Origin of the sequence: Ensifer sp. 1H6 (assembly GCF_001976035.1) — a bacterium.
Lineage (GTDB): Bacteria > Pseudomonadota > Alphaproteobacteria > Rhizobiales > Rhizobiaceae > Ensifer > Ensifer canadensis.
Map to the genome: position 1 here is coordinate 588,011 of NZ_MOAI01000001.1, position 18,357 is coordinate 606,367.

General features: G+C 60.8%; 16 protein-coding genes and 1 pseudogene. 13 read left to right on the top strand and 4 right to left on the bottom strand.

Going from position 1 to position 18,357, the window contains the following annotated elements; all coding sequences use genetic code 11:
• Nucleotides 1–44 precede the first annotated feature (44 nt).
• On the bottom strand, nt 45–1,010 hold the full coding sequence (locus BKP54_RS02620) for a hypothetical protein (RefSeq protein WP_084814212.1): 966 nt from the start codon (nt 1,008–1,010) through the stop codon (nt 45–47).
• 582 nt (nt 1,011–1,592) lie between these two features.
• Here BKP54_RS02620 and BKP54_RS02625 point away from each other — a divergent pair.
• The 3 genes from BKP54_RS02625 (at nt 1,593) to BKP54_RS02640 (ending at nt 4,335) form a co-directional block, all read left to right on the top strand.
• Nucleotides 1,593–2,015: a cysteine rich repeat-containing protein gene (locus tag BKP54_RS02625; RefSeq protein WP_025430580.1), complete on the top strand. Its 423-nt coding sequence runs from the start codon at nt 1,593–1,595 to the stop codon at nt 2,013–2,015.
• Nucleotides 2,016–2,039: 24 nt separating this feature from the next.
• The gene (locus tag BKP54_RS02630) at nt 2,040–2,609 is read left to right on the top strand and encodes an OmpA family protein (RefSeq protein ID WP_025430581.1); all 570 of its coding nucleotides are present in this window, start codon (nt 2,040–2,042) and stop codon (nt 2,607–2,609) included.
• Nucleotides 2,610–3,492: 883 nt separating this feature from the next.
• Nucleotides 3,493–4,335 carry a polysaccharide lyase gene (locus tag BKP54_RS02640; RefSeq protein ID WP_245317784.1) on the top strand — a complete coding sequence of 281 codons (843 nt, stop codon included), beginning with the start codon at nt 3,493–3,495 and terminating at the stop codon, nt 4,333–4,335.
• 428 nt (nt 4,336–4,763) lie between these two features.
• Here BKP54_RS02640 and BKP54_RS02645 read toward each other — a convergent pair whose 3' ends face one another.
• Nucleotides 4,764–5,066, bottom strand: coding sequence for a DUF2147 domain-containing protein (locus BKP54_RS02645; protein WP_198956817.1), 303 nt, complete (start codon nt 5,064–5,066; stop codon nt 4,764–4,766).
• A gap of 228 nt (nt 5,067–5,294) precedes the next feature.
• On the opposite strand from BKP54_RS02645, the gene BKP54_RS02650 reads away from it, so the two are divergent.
• The 5 genes from BKP54_RS02650 to BKP54_RS02675 all read left to right on the top strand — a co-directional run bounded on the left by BKP54_RS02650 (nt 5,295) and on the right by BKP54_RS02675 (nt 9,783).
• Entirely contained in the window at nt 5,295–5,561 is a 267-nt protein-coding gene (locus tag BKP54_RS02650) for a hypothetical protein (RefSeq protein ID WP_084814215.1), read from the top strand.
• 54 nt (nt 5,562–5,615) lie between these two features.
• The gene (locus BKP54_RS02655) at nt 5,616–6,632 is read left to right on the top strand and encodes a DUF4105 domain-containing protein (RefSeq protein ID WP_084814216.1); all 1,017 of its coding nucleotides are present in this window, start codon (nt 5,616–5,618) and stop codon (nt 6,630–6,632) included.
• 414 nt (nt 6,633–7,046) lie between these two features.
• Nucleotides 7,047–8,855 (top strand): adenylate cyclase, encoded by a 1,809-nt coding sequence (locus tag BKP54_RS02665; RefSeq protein ID WP_084814218.1) that lies wholly within the window; start codon nt 7,047–7,049, stop codon nt 8,853–8,855.
• A 335-nt stretch (nt 8,856–9,190) separates the two neighbouring features.
• Nucleotides 9,191–9,391 carry a type II toxin-antitoxin system VapB family antitoxin gene (locus tag BKP54_RS02670; protein ID WP_084814219.1) on the top strand — a complete coding sequence of 67 codons (201 nt, stop codon included), beginning with the start codon at nt 9,191–9,193 and terminating at the stop codon, nt 9,389–9,391.
• Nucleotides 9,388–9,783, top strand: a complete 396-nt coding sequence (locus BKP54_RS02675; protein WP_084814220.1) for a type II toxin-antitoxin system VapC family toxin — start codon at nt 9,388–9,390, stop codon at nt 9,781–9,783. The genes BKP54_RS02670 and BKP54_RS02675 overlap by 4 nt, the downstream gene beginning before the upstream one ends.
• A gap of 239 nt (nt 9,784–10,022) precedes the next feature.
• Here the strand turns inward: BKP54_RS02675 and BKP54_RS02680 are convergent, their stop codons facing one another.
• A complete protein-coding gene (locus BKP54_RS02680; protein WP_192433551.1) occupies nt 10,023–11,786 on the bottom strand; it encodes an adenylate/guanylate cyclase domain-containing protein in 1,764 nt (587 codons plus the stop codon).
• A 368-nt stretch (nt 11,787–12,154) separates the two neighbouring features.
• On the opposite strand from BKP54_RS02680, the gene BKP54_RS02685 reads away from it, so the two are divergent.
• Together BKP54_RS02685 and BKP54_RS37250 are read left to right on the top strand one after the other, a co-directional pair.
• Nucleotides 12,155–12,667, top strand: a complete 513-nt coding sequence (locus BKP54_RS02685) for a hypothetical protein (RefSeq protein ID WP_084814222.1) — start codon at nt 12,155–12,157, stop codon at nt 12,665–12,667.
• Nucleotides 12,656–12,871 (top strand): annotated as a pseudogene (locus BKP54_RS37250) (MFS transporter); the annotation flags it as partial. The gene BKP54_RS02685 and the pseudogene BKP54_RS37250, both read left to right, overlap by 12 nt.
• 11 nt (nt 12,872–12,882) lie before the next feature.
• Here the strand turns inward: BKP54_RS37250 and BKP54_RS02690 are convergent.
• The gene (locus tag BKP54_RS02690; RefSeq protein ID WP_084814267.1) at nt 12,883–13,485 is read right to left on the bottom strand and encodes a TetR/AcrR family transcriptional regulator; all 603 of its coding nucleotides are present in this window, start codon (nt 13,483–13,485) and stop codon (nt 12,883–12,885) included.
• A gap of 308 nt (nt 13,486–13,793) precedes the next feature.
• On the opposite strand from BKP54_RS02690, the gene BKP54_RS02695 reads away from it, so the two are divergent.
• The 3 genes from BKP54_RS02695 to BKP54_RS02705 are packed head-to-tail and all read left to right on the top strand — an operon-like array spanning nt 13,794 to nt 18,322.
• Entirely contained in the window at nt 13,794–14,015 is a 222-nt protein-coding gene (locus BKP54_RS02695; protein WP_084814223.1) for a hypothetical protein, read from the top strand.
• Entirely contained in the window at nt 14,012–17,155 is a 3,144-nt protein-coding gene (locus BKP54_RS02700; protein WP_084814224.1) for a multidrug efflux RND transporter permease subunit, read from the top strand. Before BKP54_RS02695 ends, BKP54_RS02700 begins: the two co-directional genes overlap by 4 nt.
• A gap of 15 nt (nt 17,156–17,170) precedes the next feature.
• Nucleotides 17,171–18,322 (top strand): efflux RND transporter periplasmic adaptor subunit, encoded by a 1,152-nt coding sequence (locus tag BKP54_RS02705; protein ID WP_084814225.1) that lies wholly within the window; start codon nt 17,171–17,173, stop codon nt 18,320–18,322.
• Nucleotides 18,323–18,357 lie beyond the last annotated feature (35 nt).

Below are 18,357 nucleotides of genomic sequence, written 5' to 3' on the forward strand. Positions count from 1 at the left end.
TCCAACTTGCCGCTTTGCGACTTAGTCAATCTGGCGTCTTCTGTTCACCGGACGACGGGTTCACCATGATAGCGGCGGTTTGACGGCTTCGACACGCCAAATCCAACTTCCATCATCAGGCGCGGAGACTGTTTTGCCAAGGTTCCCATATGAAAGCCAAAAGGATCCTCCACAAAACCCGTACCCGCGTTTCCGATCATAGTAATGGCACTGTCCTCACCGTAGAAGCCCAGCACCTCATCTGCCGGATGCCCGACCAGTAGCGTCAGTTGATGCTTGACACGGCGACGGTTGTGGCTGCCCCGCACATAAACATGCGGCCCGGCGTCCGCATCGACGTCAGTGAGGTAGAAGAAGAACTTCAACATCCGCCAATCGTCGAGATCAAAATGGAACTTGAACGAGGCACGGCTGAGATCGGCCTCTGAAGCAGACTTCGTCGGAAAGCTCCACCATGTTCGCGTCGTGATGAGTTTGGCCTCGCCTCCGAGGTAGTGCCTTGCCACGTTGAGGAGCAATGGGTCCCGCTGCACGGCCAAAGCGGCATCGCACTGCAGAACCCGCTCGAAATGATGGCCGCTCAGTATCGTGCGGCCAAAACGCCGCTCGGCGTCCGCGTGCTCATCGGCGAGAAACTCCACCTTGCGCTCGAAGTTGCCAAAACACGGCGTTTCGCGGCCGAACCGGGCGATTTCCTCGCGGATCGGCGCAGGCAGCGTCAGACCGGCAAAGATGCCGGTTCGCCTGAGTTCGGTCGCGATTGCCTCCGCCTGAAGGTTGCCGAACATCGAAGGCGTAGCGTCGTCAGTGGAGCGCACGGGTTTGGCGGTCAGCCAGTGGGCCTTCCGGAACGGCATTGTCCGCGCCAGCAGGAACATCGGCAGCCAGGCGGGATTCTCCCGCACGTCCGTTAGATAGGTTGGTACGCGTGCAGCCATGCGGCGGAACGCCCCGCCGCTGCGGGCTATGGTTTCCAGGTCGTTCGATTTGGATTTGGGTGTGTCGAACATCTGATATCCTTAAATGGCGACGAGGTTTTGGTGACAAAACCTTGTTCTTGACCCCACAGTCCCGGCCAAACAGTAAGCGCTAATGTTTGTGTTGCATTGCAGCAAAATTAAGATCGCGGGCATGTCGCGACCGGGTATGTCGATGGGCTGTCCAGCGAGCAGTTCCAGATCCGGAGCGGCGGCGAATGACGTTGATGACGTCACGGGCGAACTCAGCTCCGTCTGAGCACGGCTCAACGACCACCCGAGACCGCTTTGAAAGCCGCGCCAAGTGTCACGAACCATTTGCGTTCCGGTGACGCTCCGGCGGTCGGTTCCGCTGACCAATTCTTCGGAAGCCCATGCAATCCGATTTCGTGCGCATTCCAGCGTTGTTCCCGGGCGTTCGACCGTAGCGGTTGGCAAAGCTAGGGACATTCACGCGACTGGCCGTGACGTTCTAGCCGGAGCTCGGTTGCGGCTCGTTGAAGCCGTATCCTACGGCCAATGTAACCGTAACATACTTCCCCTCGCGCCCCCGGTAGCGCAACAGATGTGTGCGGGGAGTTTCTCCGGCGATCAACCGTTCACTATGGGGGTAGCATGTCGATGAGAACCAGACTGTTAGGAGGGGCGCTGGTCGCGTTCCTCGCGCTGACGGGCGCGGCCCGTGCCGACACCATCAGCTTCGCCGATGCGGTGAGCACGCTCGCCAGCGACTGCGGATCCGACATCAAGAAGTTCTGCAAGGGCCTGAACCTCGGAAACGGCCGCATCCAAGACTGCCTGGAGGCACATGCCGCGAAGGTTTCGCCCACCTGCACGGCGACACTGGTGGGCGTCACTGCCTCGATCGAGCAGCGCCTTGCCGCCCAGTCGTCGTTCACGACGATCTGCAAGCATTACGTCGCTCAGTACTGTGGCGACGTGAAAGGCGAGGGCAACATTCTTGCCTGCCTGAACAAGGCGACACGCGTGAAGGAAGGCCAGTGCGGCCAGGCTATCACCGATGCCGGATGGCGGTGAACAATGTTGAAGGGACACAGGATCATGAAGAGCTTTCGACTTGCAACGATGTTTGCCGCCGGACTGCTGCTGGCACCCGGCCACCCATTCTCGCAGGACCTGAGCGGCCCGCAGGTCGTGCGCACGCTTGACAGACTGGAGGGAGCCGCTCCCGCCGTCGACATCGCGTTGCTTGTGGAAGAAGCGGCTGCGAGTGCAGGCAAGGGCGTCGCCGCGCTTCCTAACTGGCAGAAACTTTCGCAGCTGTCGCAGCTCATCGTCGAGATCGACTTCGAGAACGATTCCGTCGCCATCGAACCGAAATCCTATCGTACAGTCGGCTTGATCGCCGACGCCCTGCATCATCCGAACCTGCGGCGCTACAAGTTCCTTGTCGTCGGACACACGAGCTCAACGGGCGATGCCAAGCACAATCTGGATCTCAGCCAGAAGCGGGCAAATGCGATTACGGAGGCCCTGTCGACGACATTCGCTGTCGCGCCGGACCGTCTGTTCGCGATCGGCGTCGGCGAGGAATGGCCAGTAGATCCGGCGAACCCGAAGGCTGCCGACAATCGGCGCGTTCAGCTCGTGAACCTCGGTCTCGTGAAGTAACATGAGTGATTGGTTTTTCATCTTGTAGTCAGGGGTCTCGCTGTCCCTGCCGGTTGCGTCAGAACCAGCATCGCCGCGCCATCGCGTGGCGATGCTGTCGGCGTTTACGACCAAACTTTTGGCGGCCGTCACCTCGTGGGCAACATCGACTGAGCCAGTTTCATTCCGTGACAAAATTGGATCTTTTTGGAGGGATCGTCATGAATATTACGCGACGTGAGGTTGTCGGGATGTCTCAGCAACTGACCGTCCCTCCCAACCCGGGTTCATACGAAAGGAGCCGCTGCATGACACATGCGGAGTTCGTCGTGCACCTTCGGCAAACTTATGCTGGCCTCTTCGATCCAGACGCGAGCGAGGAGGCTTGGTCCCTTTTCCTAACTGCGAACACGGGCTGGAACGAATTAATCGAAGAGTATGTGCGGCGCGTGGAAGTCTTCCTCGCCAAACACGGGCTGCTTTCCAAGCTCTACATTCGGCAAATAGAGGAAAAATGGGGTGGCCTTCGCTGCTATCTCAGTCCGACGAATGGCTATCGGCCGTCGGCAGAAGTAGCCGCCGCGCTTGGTGTGATCTACCACGAGATTGCGGAGCGATCCTACCACACGTGTGACGTCTGCGGTGGGGCCGGTCGATTGAAGTCAAACAACGGCTGCTACCTAACCCGGTGCAACGACCACATCGCTGACCGGAGGCTCGCAATAGGCTGTCGCAAGATAGGAACGGAGCTCTAAGCACAAAATACGTTGCGAGTACGGATGATATGGAGGAGATCGAATTGGATACCGCTGGCAACGCACCTGACGGGATTGGCGACGCCGCGACGCCGTTGTCCTGGGAAACCAACCTTGTTGACGGCTTCGAAGGCGACAGCTTCTCGCCTATGGGTGGGCTCTATTACCGCGACAATGTCGAGCAACGTGCAGGCTCAGTCGAGTTTCAGCGCGACGTCACCTTTGGTAGTGCCGGCGCGTTGAAGCTAAGCGTCCGACCGCTCTGGGAGGGCGAAGACGATCGAAGCGAGCGGGCCGAGGTGTGGGAACGCACGACACTGCGCGTACCATATGACAAGGCGGTCTGGTACGGCTTTTCCGTCAGGTTTGCCGATCCCATCCCGCAAGGGGACCACCGCCATGTGATCGCCCAATGGAAGCGCGAGATCGGTCCGGAGGCGAGGGGTGACTTCAGTCCGTTCCTGGCGCTTCGTCTCGTTCGCGGCCGACTGTTTGCGACCGTTGAGACCACTTTTCCGGTGATCTCGCGGCGCCCTTCTTTGTCGACCGGCGCATCGGCCCTCACCCCGGTTTTTCTGCGGCCGGAAAAGCGGCAGATGCGTGCGCTGGTTGCCACCGACCCTGGCTGGAAGCCACAGGACGGGCGCCTGTTCACGGCCTACAGTGATCGCATCACCGTCATCCACCGGGGTAATGAGCTGCCGACGCCGCATAGTGGATGGATTGACTTTGCGGTGATGACCCAGCCGGGACCGGATGGCACAGGGCATATCGAACTCTTCGCCAACGACCGCTGGATCGTGACGGTCCGAGGCCATATCGGGCATGAAGAACATGGGCTTGGCTCTCGGCAGTATTTCAAGTTCGGCCCGTACCGCTCGGCGGCCCAAGGGGAATGGACGCTCTACTTCGACAACTTTCGCCGCTCCACACGCAGTGAAGACGTTCTTGGATCCGCCGGACTTGCGGCGCTACGCTCAGCATCAGATTAAATTCGACCGACCGCTTGAAAGGATCCCGCAATCGCACCGTCCTGATCCTCAAGCACGTCCAGAGGCGAGATCTCAACCGCGCCTGACGCGGAGGCCGCGCACGCCGATGTCGCCGTGCACGCCGGCCCCGTCAAACGTGACCTATTCCAGACGTTGTCAATGACGGTCGGTCCAGGCCCCGAGATGTCGGCCGCAGCCGAGGGGCTGCTGCTGCGAGAGCTGCATGCAGCAAGTCAAAGTGCTACAGCGACCTTTGCGCGTCTAATAAGGCCCGCGGCGCTGTAGCGCGAGATATCTCTTTCGAGGCCCTGTCATGCCGCTGTGCCCGATCCACTTGCCCGGCCGATCACCGGAATTTAATCCCGGCGCGAGAACCGCAGGTCCCGACAGAAACGCCGGTATGTTACCGTATCATCTGGTCCCGCGGACTAAAGGCGTGACCATCTCTGCGACTCGCAGACTATCTTCATCACGCAGCCCTTGAGGGTGACCGTGTCGCCGGAGACGCTGATGGTTCCGTTGTAGGTCTTCTTCGCGTCGGGATCGGTGATCTTGCCAGAATAGCTGCCGCTGCCGCTTTCAAACGCGCCGATCTTCTCGCCTGCATGTTTGCCGCTCTTCAGCGTGATGCAGAAGCCGCCGCCGCACGGCTCGATCGCGGCGGTGTCGCCGAGCGTCGTCTTCCAGTTTCCGACGATCGGGTCGGCTGCGCTCGCCAGTCCGGTCGACATTAGCAGCGCTGTGACGGAGATCAGGATGGGTTTCACCGCATCGTCCTCGCATGGCTGGCCCGCCAACGGACCGATGTCCGATTTGGACCACACATCCGCTGCCGACCGCAAGAAACACGCCGTATGTTACTGTAACCTACATGGCGTCGTCCGGATTCTGTGCCATCTTCATGATGACTGCGCGGATGTGCGGGAACCCCTCACGTCGCCGGTCCGGGGGGCGATGGAATGAAATACGATACGGCGTTCGCCAAGCGCAGGTTTCCCGGGCAGACGCAGGAGATCGATGCGCTTGCCTCCCGCAATGAAAGCTTCCGAGAACTGTGCAACGACTTTTCCATCGCGGACCAACTCGTGCGGGACTGGGAGTCGTCTACAGCTCCGGAGCGAGATGAACGGTACGCCGAGGCGCTCGAACTCATAGATGGCCTTGGCAAGGAAATCCACACCATGCTGGATCTTGACAAGGTCGTGCCATTCCCTGCCCCCCGTTGAACACGCGATCTCCGCATCGTCGCGGCACTGCGGCGGCTACAGAAAAGGAACAACATGCCTCGGTTGATGGCGATCATCCTCATCTTCGCGGTCGCGCTGATCGTGGCGGCTTTGACAGTCTGGGGTTCCCTGGCCCTCTGGTTTCGCCTTTCCCTGCCTGATGCCGGACGGGCAATTGGCGCTGGCGTCTTCCTCGTCTTCGGTCTCTTCACTATAGCGGCGCTTGCCAGCCGGCTGCGCGTGAGGGCCATCCTTTCGTTCGCTGTCGTCTTCGCCCTTGTTCTCTTCTGGTGGAGCTCGATCAAGCCGGAAGCGAACGCTGCATGGGCACCGGATGTCGCCCGGCAGGTCACGGGTAGGATCGACGGAAATTCGCTGACCTTGACAGATGTCCGGGACTTCGGGTGGCGAAGCAATTCCGACTTCACGGAGCGCTGGACGACACGGACCTACGATGTGAGCAAAGTGAAGACCGTCGACCTGTTCATGTCATACTGGGCAGGGCCGAAGATCGCACATGTCATCTTCAGCTTCGGCTTCGAAGACGGAGAGCAACTCGCCTGGTCGATCGAGGTACGCCACAAGGTCGGTGGCGCGTTTTCTCCTCTTGCCGATCTCTTCAAGAACGACCCTTTGGTGATCCTTGCCGCGGAAGAACGCGACGTTGTCGGCGTCCGCTCCAACGTGCGTGGCGAGGACGTCCAAGTCTATCGGCTGAGGGCCAGTCCAGAGCAGGCACAAAATCTGCTACTCGAATACGTCGCCGAGGCCAACGCTCTCGCCCGGACTCCGCAGTTCTACAATTCGATCACGACGAACTGCACGACGACGGTCGCCAAGCTGATGCGAGTCGCCGGAGACAAGGTCCCGTTCGACTGGCGGCTGATCGTCAACGGTTATCTTCCCGACTACGCCTATGACCGGGGAGCCATCGACACGTCGATGCCGCTTGCCCAGTTGCGAGAGATTTCCAAAATCGACGAGCGGGCGCGGGCGGATGGATTGTCGACCGACTTCTCGAAGGCAATCCGCGTCGGAGTGCCCTCCCCGGCCGCCGCTGCCACACCGTAACCTACAGCAACATACCGAGGAAATCGCGACGATGTCGCGTGATGCGCCCTTTCAGGAGTCGGCCAGGCGAAGCTTCGCCTACGCCCTCAATCAGGACGGAACTCCTGAAGCTCGTTAAGCGCGTTCAGAACACCGCCACGGCTGCGGCCCTACCGATGATGGCGACCGCACCAATGCCGACTCCGGCCGAAGCCCGCCGTGCGGTGGTTGGCTGCGGAGCGAGAGGATGTGCAATATCGTACACTGTTCACCACCCTATATTTCTCCCGGTGGTTCTGTCTCGACAGCGCCACACTTTACGGCTGCGAAACCTCTTTCAAGTGTGGACGAGATGCCCTTCGGGAGGTAGGTTGCATAAGGGGATTCCAATACAAGCAAAAACTGCTCGCGTTCTGTGACCGGTGAGGAGAATGCATGCAGACCTCGGTGTCGTCGCCGGTTGATCGGGCAGAGCGCCCCTGTCCGACCCATGAGGAGGTCAGGGCGCAACTTGCGCGGATTCTCTCCAGCCGCGAATTTCCTAGTGGTGGACGCGGCGCTGCCTTCCTGAAGTATGTTACCGAGGAAGCGCTTGCAGGCCGGGCGCACCGTCTCAAGGCGTATTCGGTTGCCATCGAGGTGTTCAACCGCAGCGCGGACTTCTCTCAGGACGATCCCATCGTGCGGATCGAGGCCGGACGTTTGCGCCGGGTCATCGAACGCTACTATCTTACTGCAGGCCAACACGATCCGATCCGCATTGACATCCCCAAGGGTGGCTACGTGCCAACCTTTACATGGAATGACGCGCCGGCGCCGGCAGAGGCGGCCGACGATGAACTGAGCGAAGACGGCGGCGGACGCCGGGCCTTCACATGGCGGCATCTCGGCTGGCCCGTGCTGGCCGTGTTTGTAGCATTCGTTTGCGCGGGACTTGGCTATTACGCAGGCGGTCTGACGGGGGCAGCCTCCAGTCGTTCCGTCGGGCAGATTCCGGACGAGCCGACACTCGTGATCGCACCCTTCGCGGACCTGGGCGATGGCCCGCAGGCTGCACGCTATGCCGTCGGGCTAACCGAGGAGCTTCTCACCGCCCTTCCCCGCTTCAAGGAGATTATGGTCTTCGGCCGCGAGACATCGAAGTCACTGCCTCCCGATATCGAGACATCGAAGGTTCGCGATGGACTGGGCGCGCACTACCTTCTCGCAGGTGGGGTCCGCGTTGCGGGGGACAAGGTTCGCGTGACAGTGCGCCTGGTCGAAACCTCCAACGGATCGATCCTGTGGTCGCAGGACTACGACGAGGATCTGGACACCCACGAACTCTTCGCCATCCAGTCCGATGTCGCCAGCAAAGTGGCTACGGCCATAGCCCAGCCTTACGGCATCATCGCGAAATCATTGGCGGCTAACCCGCCGCCGGACGATGTGGGCGTCCATGACTGTATGCTGCGTTTCTACGCCTACCGCGAGAAGCTGGCCCCGGAAGAACACCTGGCCGCGCGCGACTGCCTGGAGAGCGCTGTGGCGCGTTTCCCGGCCTACGCCACAGCTTGGTCGATGCTCTCGATTGTCCATCTCGACGAGGGCAGATTCCAGTTCAACCCTCAGAGTGACAAGGTTCCCGCGATGGAGCGCGCGCTCGGTTCGGCGCGGCGGGCAGTCTCGCTCGAACCTGACAACACGCGCGCCCTGCAGGCGCTCATGACGGCTCTCTTCTTCAACAACGAGCCGAAGGAGGCGTTCGAGGTCGGCGAGGAGGCGCTCGCCGCCAACCCGAACGACACGGAGTTCCTCGGAGAGCTCGGAACGCGCATCGCGTTCTCGGGGCAATGGGAGCGTGGTGCGGAACTGCTGGATCGTGCGATCAAGCTCAATCCAGGCGGAGCCGGATATTACTTCGGGACGCGCGCCCTGATCGCCTGCATGCTCCAGGATCATGAGAAGGCGGTGCGGCTGATCCGCAAGGCCGACCTGAAGAAATTTCCGCTCTTCCATGGCGTTGCGGCGGTCATCTACTCTGAGGCCGGGCTGTTGGCAGATGCAAGGCGCGAGGGCGAGGTGTTCATGAAGATGCGCCCCGACTATCTGCCCAACATCGTGGCCGAGAACCGGAAGAGAAACCTGCAGCAGAAGGACAGCATGCGCATCATCGCAGCGCTTCGACGGGTCGGACTGCCAGTGCCAAGTGCGAGAGATGTCGAAGCTGAATTCAGGGTTTCCGACGCCGCGCACCGCCCGTGAACGCCGTATGCTACAGTAACATACGTTCCTTTTTCCCGCCGGATCCGTCACTCTCCCGATGCATGAACTGGTCCCCAAGTTGGACATAGCGCCAACCATCCGCATCAGATGGAAGGCAGTGCAATGGCCACGAACGCATCGACCCACATCCTGCCGACCGCGACCGCAATCACCTTTGGCGCGGGGGTGACCTTCAAGGCGGTGGAGTAACCACCGCCTCGCTGGCACTTTCACAATAAGATAAAGGCGCTGCGCTGTCGCAACGAGTGGGAACCAGGCGTAGATTTCAGCACCAAATGGTGCTATTTATAATGCCAGAATTAGGAAACCAGATAATGCGATCGACTATCAACCTCGACGACGCTCTGATGGAAAGAGCCAGATCCCTAACCGGTACAAAAGAAACCGCCGCTTTAGTCCGCCACGCGTTGGAGACGCTTGTTCGTGTGGAGTCGGGAAAACGCCTCATCGCGCTCGGAGGAACTATGCCCGATGCGGAGGCGGCCCCACGCCGCCGGAGCGCAGCGACCAAGTGATACTTGCAGACACTTCTATCTGGATTGATCATTTCCGCCATGTCGATGCAGAGCTGCGTAGGATTATTGAGGACGATCGCCTACTCTGCCATCCGGCTGTGATTGGCGAACTGGCGCTTGGCAGCCTTCGGGATCGCGGGAGCGTGATAGCTTTCCTGGCCGCTCAGCGCGAAGCGTTCGTCGCAACGCACGACGAAGTCATGACGATGATTGATCGCCACGGCATTTTCAGCATGGGCATTGGCTACACTGATGCCCACTTGCTGGCCTCGGTCCTCCTTGATCAGCGAGCGGCCTTATGGACCAGAGACAAGCGTCTGCGGGCAGCGGCCGAAAAGACGGGGGCTTCACTGCACACGCCTGCCAACACGCGGAACGAGATGCTGAAATAATGATGCTACAGCGCCGCGCGTCTTATTAGACGCACAAAGGTCGCTGTAGCACTTTGAACGGCTGCATGTTTTTATCCTTAAATCGAATAGGATTTATGCTGAGCGGCTGATGCGCTCGTGGCCTCAAACGCGCCAGAACCAGACCTTAGCTGCTCTCGCCCCTTCCAAGACATTGGCCGGCTCCGCCAAAAGAGCAAATCCTCGGCCGAGAGCGGACCGCGCATGTCCTCGAACGGCAATCAGCGTTCGGGCAAACCTGCTTGCCGCAAACCCTCGGCCATCTGCTCTTCCCAATGCGGTATGTTTTGAAACCAGGGCAGCGCTCGATACCACTCGATTGTAAAGCCTGGCTCGGCCGCCAATAGCTTCTGCGCGGCCCATCGGGCGGTCTCCAGGTCTCCGCTCATCGCCGACCAAGCGGCGAGATGGCGATAGGACCAGGTCACGTCAGGATAGCTGTTGATGACCTCCTGGGCTATCGCGATGGCCTGTGAAAGAGAACCCTCCATGGCCAAAGAAAAGGCCATCCCTAATCTCATGTTGAATGTGAGCGGATCTCTTGGGCTCAGGGTCATCCCACGCTGGAAGCGTTCCGGCGCGCGAGTGGCTTCGCCCTTGTAGATCGCGATCCAGCCCAGGCGCGCCCATGCCCAGGCATTGTTTGGATCAAGCGCAAGGGCCTTTTCGATAAAGATGGTGGCGCGCTGCTGGTCGCCGCAGATGCTCATTGCCGCGCCGGCGGCAGTCAGCGCGGTTGGATCATCGCTGATCGAGCCTGCAGCTTCGACCGCTGCGCGCGCCTTTTCCAGCTCAGGTTTCGGTTGTTCTGTCCATAGGTAGGAGGCGTTTGAGGCGTGGCACCACGCCAAAAGTGCATGCGCGCGACCATAGCTCCGATCGACGGCGATCGCTTGCTGAAGCAGTTCGATCGCCTGGTTGTTGGTATCCTTGCGGCGGCCCCAAAGGTACGGGTAGGCGCGCATAACGAGATCATAGGCCCGCAGGCTGGTCGGCGGCTTGCGCTTGGCCAGCTCGATCTCTGCATTGCGGATGACCGGATGAATGGCGCCTGCCACCTGCGCCGCGATCCGATCCTGGAACTCGAAAATATCTTCGATTGCGCCCTCGTAACGATCGGACCAGAACTGGGTCCTTGTCTCCGCATCGACCAGTTGCACGGAAATGCGCAGTCGGTCGCCGCCCCGGCGAACGGTGCCTTCGACCACATAATTGACGCCGAGTTCCCTGCCGACTTCACGCACGTCGACGAAGCGTCCCTTGTAGGTGAATGCGGACTGTCGCGCGATTACAAAGAAATCCCGAACGCGCGAGAGCGCGGCGGTGATCTCCTCTACAACGCCGTCTACGAAGTATTCGTCGCCCTGGCCGCTGAGGTTGTCGAAGGGCATGACGACGATTGACGGCTGGTCCTTGCCACGGCGGGCCGCAAGTAATGGCGCGGACGCGATGCTGCCTCCGACAGGCATCTCTTGCTGCCAATCGACCCGGAAGACGAAGATTGGCCGGGGGATATTCTTCAAGCTCCGTTCGCCGAGGCTGGTCAGCGCGAACGGCACCTTGCCGTCAAGATGTTCGCGCACCGATGCGGAAATGCAGATGCCTGACGGAGCGGCGATCTCCTGCACACGTGCCGCGATATTGACGCCGTCGCCGAGCAGATCGTCTCCCGACACAACGACGTCACCCAGATTAACGCCGATGCGGAATTCCAAGCGGCGATCGGGTGGGAGGGCTTGTGAGAGACTGAAGAGACGGCGCTGGATTTCTACTGAGCACCGGACGGCCTGAACAGCGCTTGGGAACTCGGCGACAAGGCCGTCGCCTGCGCTACCGAAGATACGGCCACCATGCTCGCTAACCAATTCGTCAATCCGACCGCGGCATAGATCGAGTGCGCGAACCGTACCCTCCTCGTCCAGCGCCGTGAGGCGGCTGAAGCCGGCAACATCGGCTGAAAGGATGGCTGCAAGCTTTCGATCCACAGCGGTGAACGCTCCTGCGGCGCACGATATCGTTATCGTTGGGCTAATATGCGCGCATTTTCCCACATTCACAGATGTTTTTCGCCAGCGAGATCGGATGAAGGACCGCTTTTGGGCGTGGTCACGTCGTGCCCGCAGCCATGCTGCATGACAGGTTTCCCACCCCATTTGCGACCTTGCTGGTGCGCGCTGGTCGAATCTCTGCGTCATCCGTTCTAGTTAGAGGGGCGTGCAAAAGCCGTGCATTTTATTCTTATCTGTTCTCGTAGCGAGCCTGGCAAACAGTTGGACCTGATCGGACATGATCTCAATTTTTAATGTGTCTCACTGTAGAGATTGTCCACAGTGCCCAGATTGAGGAACCTGCCGTGAAATTGTTCGACTGGCTGATAGGATATAAACCGGCGCCGAATGGCGTGGACCGCCAATCCGCGGCAGCGCTTCGCAATGATCTTCTCGCCATCAATAGAAAGACTGCGCCGTTCATCATTCGCGACGGCAAGCCGGAAGGCGTTGATCTCGTCGCCGAATGGAAGATCGTTGATGCCCGCTGGTACGAACTATTTGCCAAAGCTGGGCTGCAAAGGGTGTTCAAGGTGTTGATGAAATTCGATGCTGCCAATTGCGAAGTTCGCGCCGTCGATCAGGAATGGTCTGTCGAATGGCGCGCCGGCGTGCCCACACTTACTTTGAGCGCTAATGCGTTTCGCGGTCGAAAGTGGGAAAAAAGCTTCGACATGGCCTTCGCCTTCAAGGAAGATTTGTCCTACGGCAAGGTTTACGAATATCGCTTCAATACCACCGAAATAAAGACGCCCCTAATCGAAGCCGCTCATCGGACCGGCTGGGGTTGGAGAGGCGTGGCGTTCGGGAAGTTATGACTGCGTCACTCTTCACATGCGGAAGACAGGCAGGCGCTCTTTGCCGTGGCAGTTCGCACTGCCGCATGTCTGCTGGCTGATCACCTATCAGCTTGCAGGCTGGCTCAGAGCAACCACCCTCTCATCGCCGGAGCTGCGCGCATCGACAACGAGCACGTCTTCGTGATCGACAGCCACCATCCCGAATGGCCTGCGGAGCGGTAGGCAACGCGCCGCTATCTGCGGACGGCGCCGCTCACGGAAAGCGACAGGATCGCCGCGTCGGCGATTTCCGCAAGGCGGGCACTCGGCCCCTGCTGTCCGCTGCTTTGCTGGGCGACACGCGCGCCCTCGATCAACAACAGCAACGTGTCGCAGAGCAGTTCCGCATTGGCGACACCGGCCTTGCGGCAAAGCTCCACAACGCGATCGCGTTGCGCATCCTTGAACTTCCGGATCACCGACCTGCCGGGATGGTCCTCGTCCGTCAGCTGGACGGCGGCGCTCATCATTTCGCAGTAGCAATCGTCGTCGCCGAGGTGCTCGGCGATCCGCCGGACCCAGGCCCTGAGCTGCGCCAGCCCGTCGCCGGGGTGGGCGTCCTCCAGCTCCCGCCAGAAGCCGTCCATCTCCATTCCCGCGCGCTGAAGACATTCGACGATGAGTTCATCCTTCGAATTGAAGTGACGGTAGAGTGTCATCTTGTTGCTGCTGGCGGCATCGGCGATGGCGTCGACGCCGATCCCGCGAATGCCGTGCCTGCGGAACAGCTGGCGGGCCGCCTCGACGAGGCGATCGCGCGGCGAAAGACGTGGTTGCTTGCGGGAATCCGTGGTCATCGCATTCGGCCCGACGTCGTCGGCATGGAAAAACTTGCCCCTTGACGACCCGTTGGCGACAGATAACATGCGACGATGTTACCGACCAGTAACATTTTCGCCAGCGGCGCATCGAGGAGTGGCCGTTTGTCGCGAGGGCGCTTCCGGGACACGGCGGTAACTGCAGAAGAATTTCTAGCGTAATGTCGGTGGGCGCGGTCGTCGGGCGTCTTTTAGCCAGAGTGCACACCGCACAGACTTGTAAGTTTCGATCACGTTCAAGATTTGGGTCGCTCCGGCCCATCGTGATCTCGTGCTGGAGCCTTACGATGCGCATGCTGGATGGGCCGAAGGCGAAGAACCGCACCGCTGACCGCAAGGTCCGCGTGGCAGACGTCTGCCTGCCCGTTTTCGAGATCTCCCGAAATGCCGCCAGCATCGCTGCCGCAGACATTCTGCCCTTCGAACGCTCCAATCGCGGGGCACTTTACCACAACGGCGCCCCGTGGACCGTTCACGGCGGCGCCTTGCAGGGATCGATCCCGCCATGATCGACTTCTTCATTCACCGGCCGATCTTCGCATCGGCGATCGCGATCATCATGACGCTTGCCGGCGGCATCTGCTATTTCCTGCTGCCTATCTCGCAGTTTCCCGACGTGACGCCGCCACAGATCGTCGTCGCCGCCAACTATCCGGGTGCCAGCGCCCAGGTCGTCGCCGATACGGTGACGACGCCGCTCGAACAGCAAATCAACGGCGTGCCGGGCATGCTCTATATGACCTCGACGAGTTCGAATGACGGCTCGTCGCGGATCATCATTTCCTTCGAAGTGGGCTATCCGATCGACGTCGCCGCACTCGACGTCCAGAACCGCGTTTCGCAGGCAGCCTCCTCGCTTCCCGCGCTCGTCAACCAGACCGGCGTGACCATTGCCAAGCAGATCCCGAACTTCACCGTGCTGGTGAGCCTGGATTCGCCCGACAATTCGGTCGATTTCGCCTCCGTCAGCAACTACGCCTACCTGCAGATCCTCGATCCATTGAAGCGCCTGCCTGGCGTCGGCGACGTCCAGCTCTTCGGCGAGCGTCGCTATTCGATGCGCGTCTGGCTCGATCCCGACCGTCTGGCCAATCTCGGCATCACCGCCGTCGACGTGCAGAACGTCATCGCCGAACAGAACATCCAGGTCGCAGGCGGCAAGATCGGGCAATCGCCGGCACCAGCCGGGACACCCTTCGAGATGCAGATCAACGCGCTCGGTCGGTTGAGCGATCCGGCGCAGTTCGGCGATATCGTGCTTCGGGCCGACCAGACGACCGGGGCGACGACGCGGCTGCGCGACGTGGCGCGCATCGAACTCGGGGCACTGCTCTATTCGTCGTCGGTCACCTTCAACGGCAAGGAAAGTGTCGTACTCGCCGTATTCCAGGCGCCTGGTTCCAATGCGCTCGACCTGCAAAGCCGCGTCCAGGCCAAAATGGATGAACTGTCGCAGCGCTTCCCCGCAGGCATCGCCTACCACATGTTTTACGACACCACCCGCTTCGTCTCGGCGGCGATGGAGGATGTGGTGTTTACGTTACTCGAGGCGCTCGCCCTCGTCGTCTTCGTCGTCTTCATCTTCCTGCAGAACCTGCGCACTACGATCATTCCGACGATCGCCATCCCGGTGTCGCTGATCGCGACGCTGGTCGTCATGTATCTGTTCGGCTTTTCGCTGAACATGCTGAGCCTGCTCGGCATGGTGCTCGCCATCGGCCTCGTGGTCGACGACGCGATCGTCGTCGTCGAGAACGTCGAACGTCAGCTTGAGGCCGGCCTGCCGCCACTTGCCGCTACGCGCAAGGCGATGCAGGAAGTGACAGGCCCGATCATCGCGACCACCGCAGTCTTGCTTGCGGTCTTCATTCCGGTCGCCTTCATCCCGGGCGTTGCCGGCAGCCTTTACAACCAGTTCGCCCTGACGGTCGCGATCTCGGTCGCCTTTTCCGCCTTCAACTCGCTGACCCTCAGCCCGGCGCTCAGCGCCGCCTTGCTGCGTTATCGCGGCGAGCCGCGCTTTGCGCTCTTCCGTTGGTTCAACACCGGCTTTCACGCACTGTCGGATGGTTATGCACGCAGCATAGCCGGGCTCGTGCGCTGGCGCTGGGCGCTGTTTGCGCTCTTCCTCATCGCCATCGGCTCGACCTACGCGCTTTGGCAGCGCACGCCGTCGACCTTCCTGCCGGTCGAGGACCAGGGTTACTTCTTCGTCGTCATCCAGCTTCCCGACGGCGCCTCGCTCGAACGCACCCAGGCCGTCGCGCGGCGGTCCGAAGAGATCCTGCGCGGCACGTCAGGTGTCGATTTCGTCGGCTCCGTCGTCGGCTTCAATTTCCTGTCCTTCGCCGCCCAGTCGAATTCCGCCGTGCAATTCGCGGTTCTGAAGCCATGGGATGAACGTCCCGCGGCACAAGGCGCTTCGGCGCTGCGCGAGGCGGTGCAGCCGCAATTGCTGCAGATCCCGGACGCCCTGGTGCTCGCCTTTGATCCCCCGTCGATCCAGGGGCTCGGCGCGACCGGTGGCTTCGAGTTTCAGGTCGAAGATCTCGCCGGGCGCAGTGCACAGGCGCTCAGCGACACAACCCAGGCGCTGATTGCCGAGGCGCGCAAACAGCCGGAGATCAATCCTTACCAGCTCTTCACCACCTTCAGCACGTCGAGCCCGCAATTCGACTACGATCTCGACCGTGACAAGGCGAAACTGCTCGGCCTCAACCTGCCGGATATCTTCAGCACGCTGCAGATCTATTTCGGCTCGCTCTATGTCAACGACTTCAACCTGTTCGGTCGCACCTTCCGCGTGACGCTGCAGGCCGATCAGGCTGCGCGGGCCTCGGCCACCGATCTTTCACGGTTCTATGTGCGCAACAGCCAGGGCGAAATGGTGCCGCTCAACACGCTCGGCTCGTTCAAGTCGACGGTCGGCCCAGAGACCATCACCCACTACAACAACTATCCCTCGGCGCTGATCAACGGCGCGGCAGCACCCGGCTTCAGTTCAAGCCAGGCGGCAGCGGCAATGGAGCGGGTGGCCCGTACGACGCTGCCGCAGGACTACACATTCGAATGGACCGGCATTACCTATCAGGAGATCCGCGCAGGTTCGATCGCCGCGCTCGTCTTTGCGCTCGCGCTCGTTTTCTGCTTCCTAATCCTGGCCGCCCAGTACGAAAGCTGGTCGATGCCGTTCATGGTGCTGCTCTCGGTACCGCTCGCGCTTCTGGGCGCGCTGTCGGCACTGTGGCTTCGCGGAATGCAGATCGACGTCTATTCGCAGATCGGTTTCGTAATGCTGGTTGGACTTGCCGCCAAGAACGCCATCCTGATCGTCGAGTTCGCTCGCCGCCGGCGCGAAGAAGGGCTGGATGTGGTGGCAGCAGCAGCGGAAGCGGCGCGCCTGCGCTTGCGCCCGATCCTGATGACAGCCTTCGCCTTCATCCTCGGCGTGCTGCCGCTGATGTACGCCAAGGGCGCCGGTGCTGCCAGCCGCCAGTCGATCGGCACCACCGTGTTCGGCGGCATGCTCGCAGCGACCGTTCTCACACTCATTTTCGTCCCGGTCTTCTATGCGGTCATCGAACAATGGCGGGAGGGACTTTCCTCGAAGCCCGTCGGCCAGAGCCACGAGCCGGAGGCGGCGGAATAAGGATTGGAGCCTAACATGCGTGGTTCGAGACTGGTCCTTGCCGCAGTGGTCATAATCGCCGCCGTTGCTGCGGCCTACCACTACAGGTATGGCGGGTTTGAGATCAAAGGCGGCGATGCCGGGGCCGCCCCGGCTCCGGCGCAACAGGCCATGCCCGTTCCCGTCGCGGCTGTCGTCAAGAAAACGATCCCCATCTATCTCGACTATTCCGCACGGACCGAGGCGATCCGCAACGTGACGCTTCGCGCCAAGATCACCGGCTATATCGAGTCACAGGCGGTTCCGGACGGTTCGGATGTTCAGGGCGGCGATCTCCTCTACCGGATCGACGCACGCGACTATCGGGCGGAACTGGATCAGGCAAAGGCCCAGGTTGAAAGGGACGAAGCGTCACTCGCCTATCTCCGATCCAATCTCACGCGCGGCAACGAGCTTGCCACGACAGGATATCTGGACAAGGACAGTTTCGACCAGCGTCAGAGCGCAGTGCGTCAGGCGGAGGCTGCACTTGCCATGTCGCGGGCGGCGGTGCGCACCGCTGAGATCAACCTCGACTACACCGAAATCCGCGCCCCCTTTGCCGGTCAGCTCGGGCGTAACCTGGCGCCGGAGGGAACACTGGTCAGCAGCACGACCGGAACCCCGCTCAACAACCTTGTGCAGCTTTCGCCGATCTATGTCTCGTTCAACCCGAGCGAAGCCGAACTCGCCGACATCCGGAAGGCTCGGACAAAGGGCAAAGTGGAGGCGGAGGTGCTTCTGCCCGGCGACAAGGAACCGCGTTACCGCGGCGACCTCAGCTTCATAAACAACACGGTCGAGGGCAATACCGGAACGGTGGTAGCGCGCGCCACGATCGACAACGCCGATCTGACCCTGCTTCCCGGCCAGTATGTCCGCGTGCGCCTGAAGATCAGGGATGAACCGAACGTGATGATGGTGCCGGAGACGGCACTCGGATCGAGCCAGCTCGGCAAATATGTCTATGTCGTCGGCAAGGACGATACGGTCGAGCAGCGGCTCGTCACCCTCGGCCCGACCAGCGGCGATCTCATTGGGTTGGCCTCGGGTGTTTCGGAAGGCGACCAGGTGATCGCCGGAAATCTGCAGAAGATCTTCCCCGGTGCGCCAGTCAAGCCGATGCCGGCGGGGCAGGCGCAGAAGTAGCGCGGCGCTGTAGGATCGCTGTAAATGCACTTGGC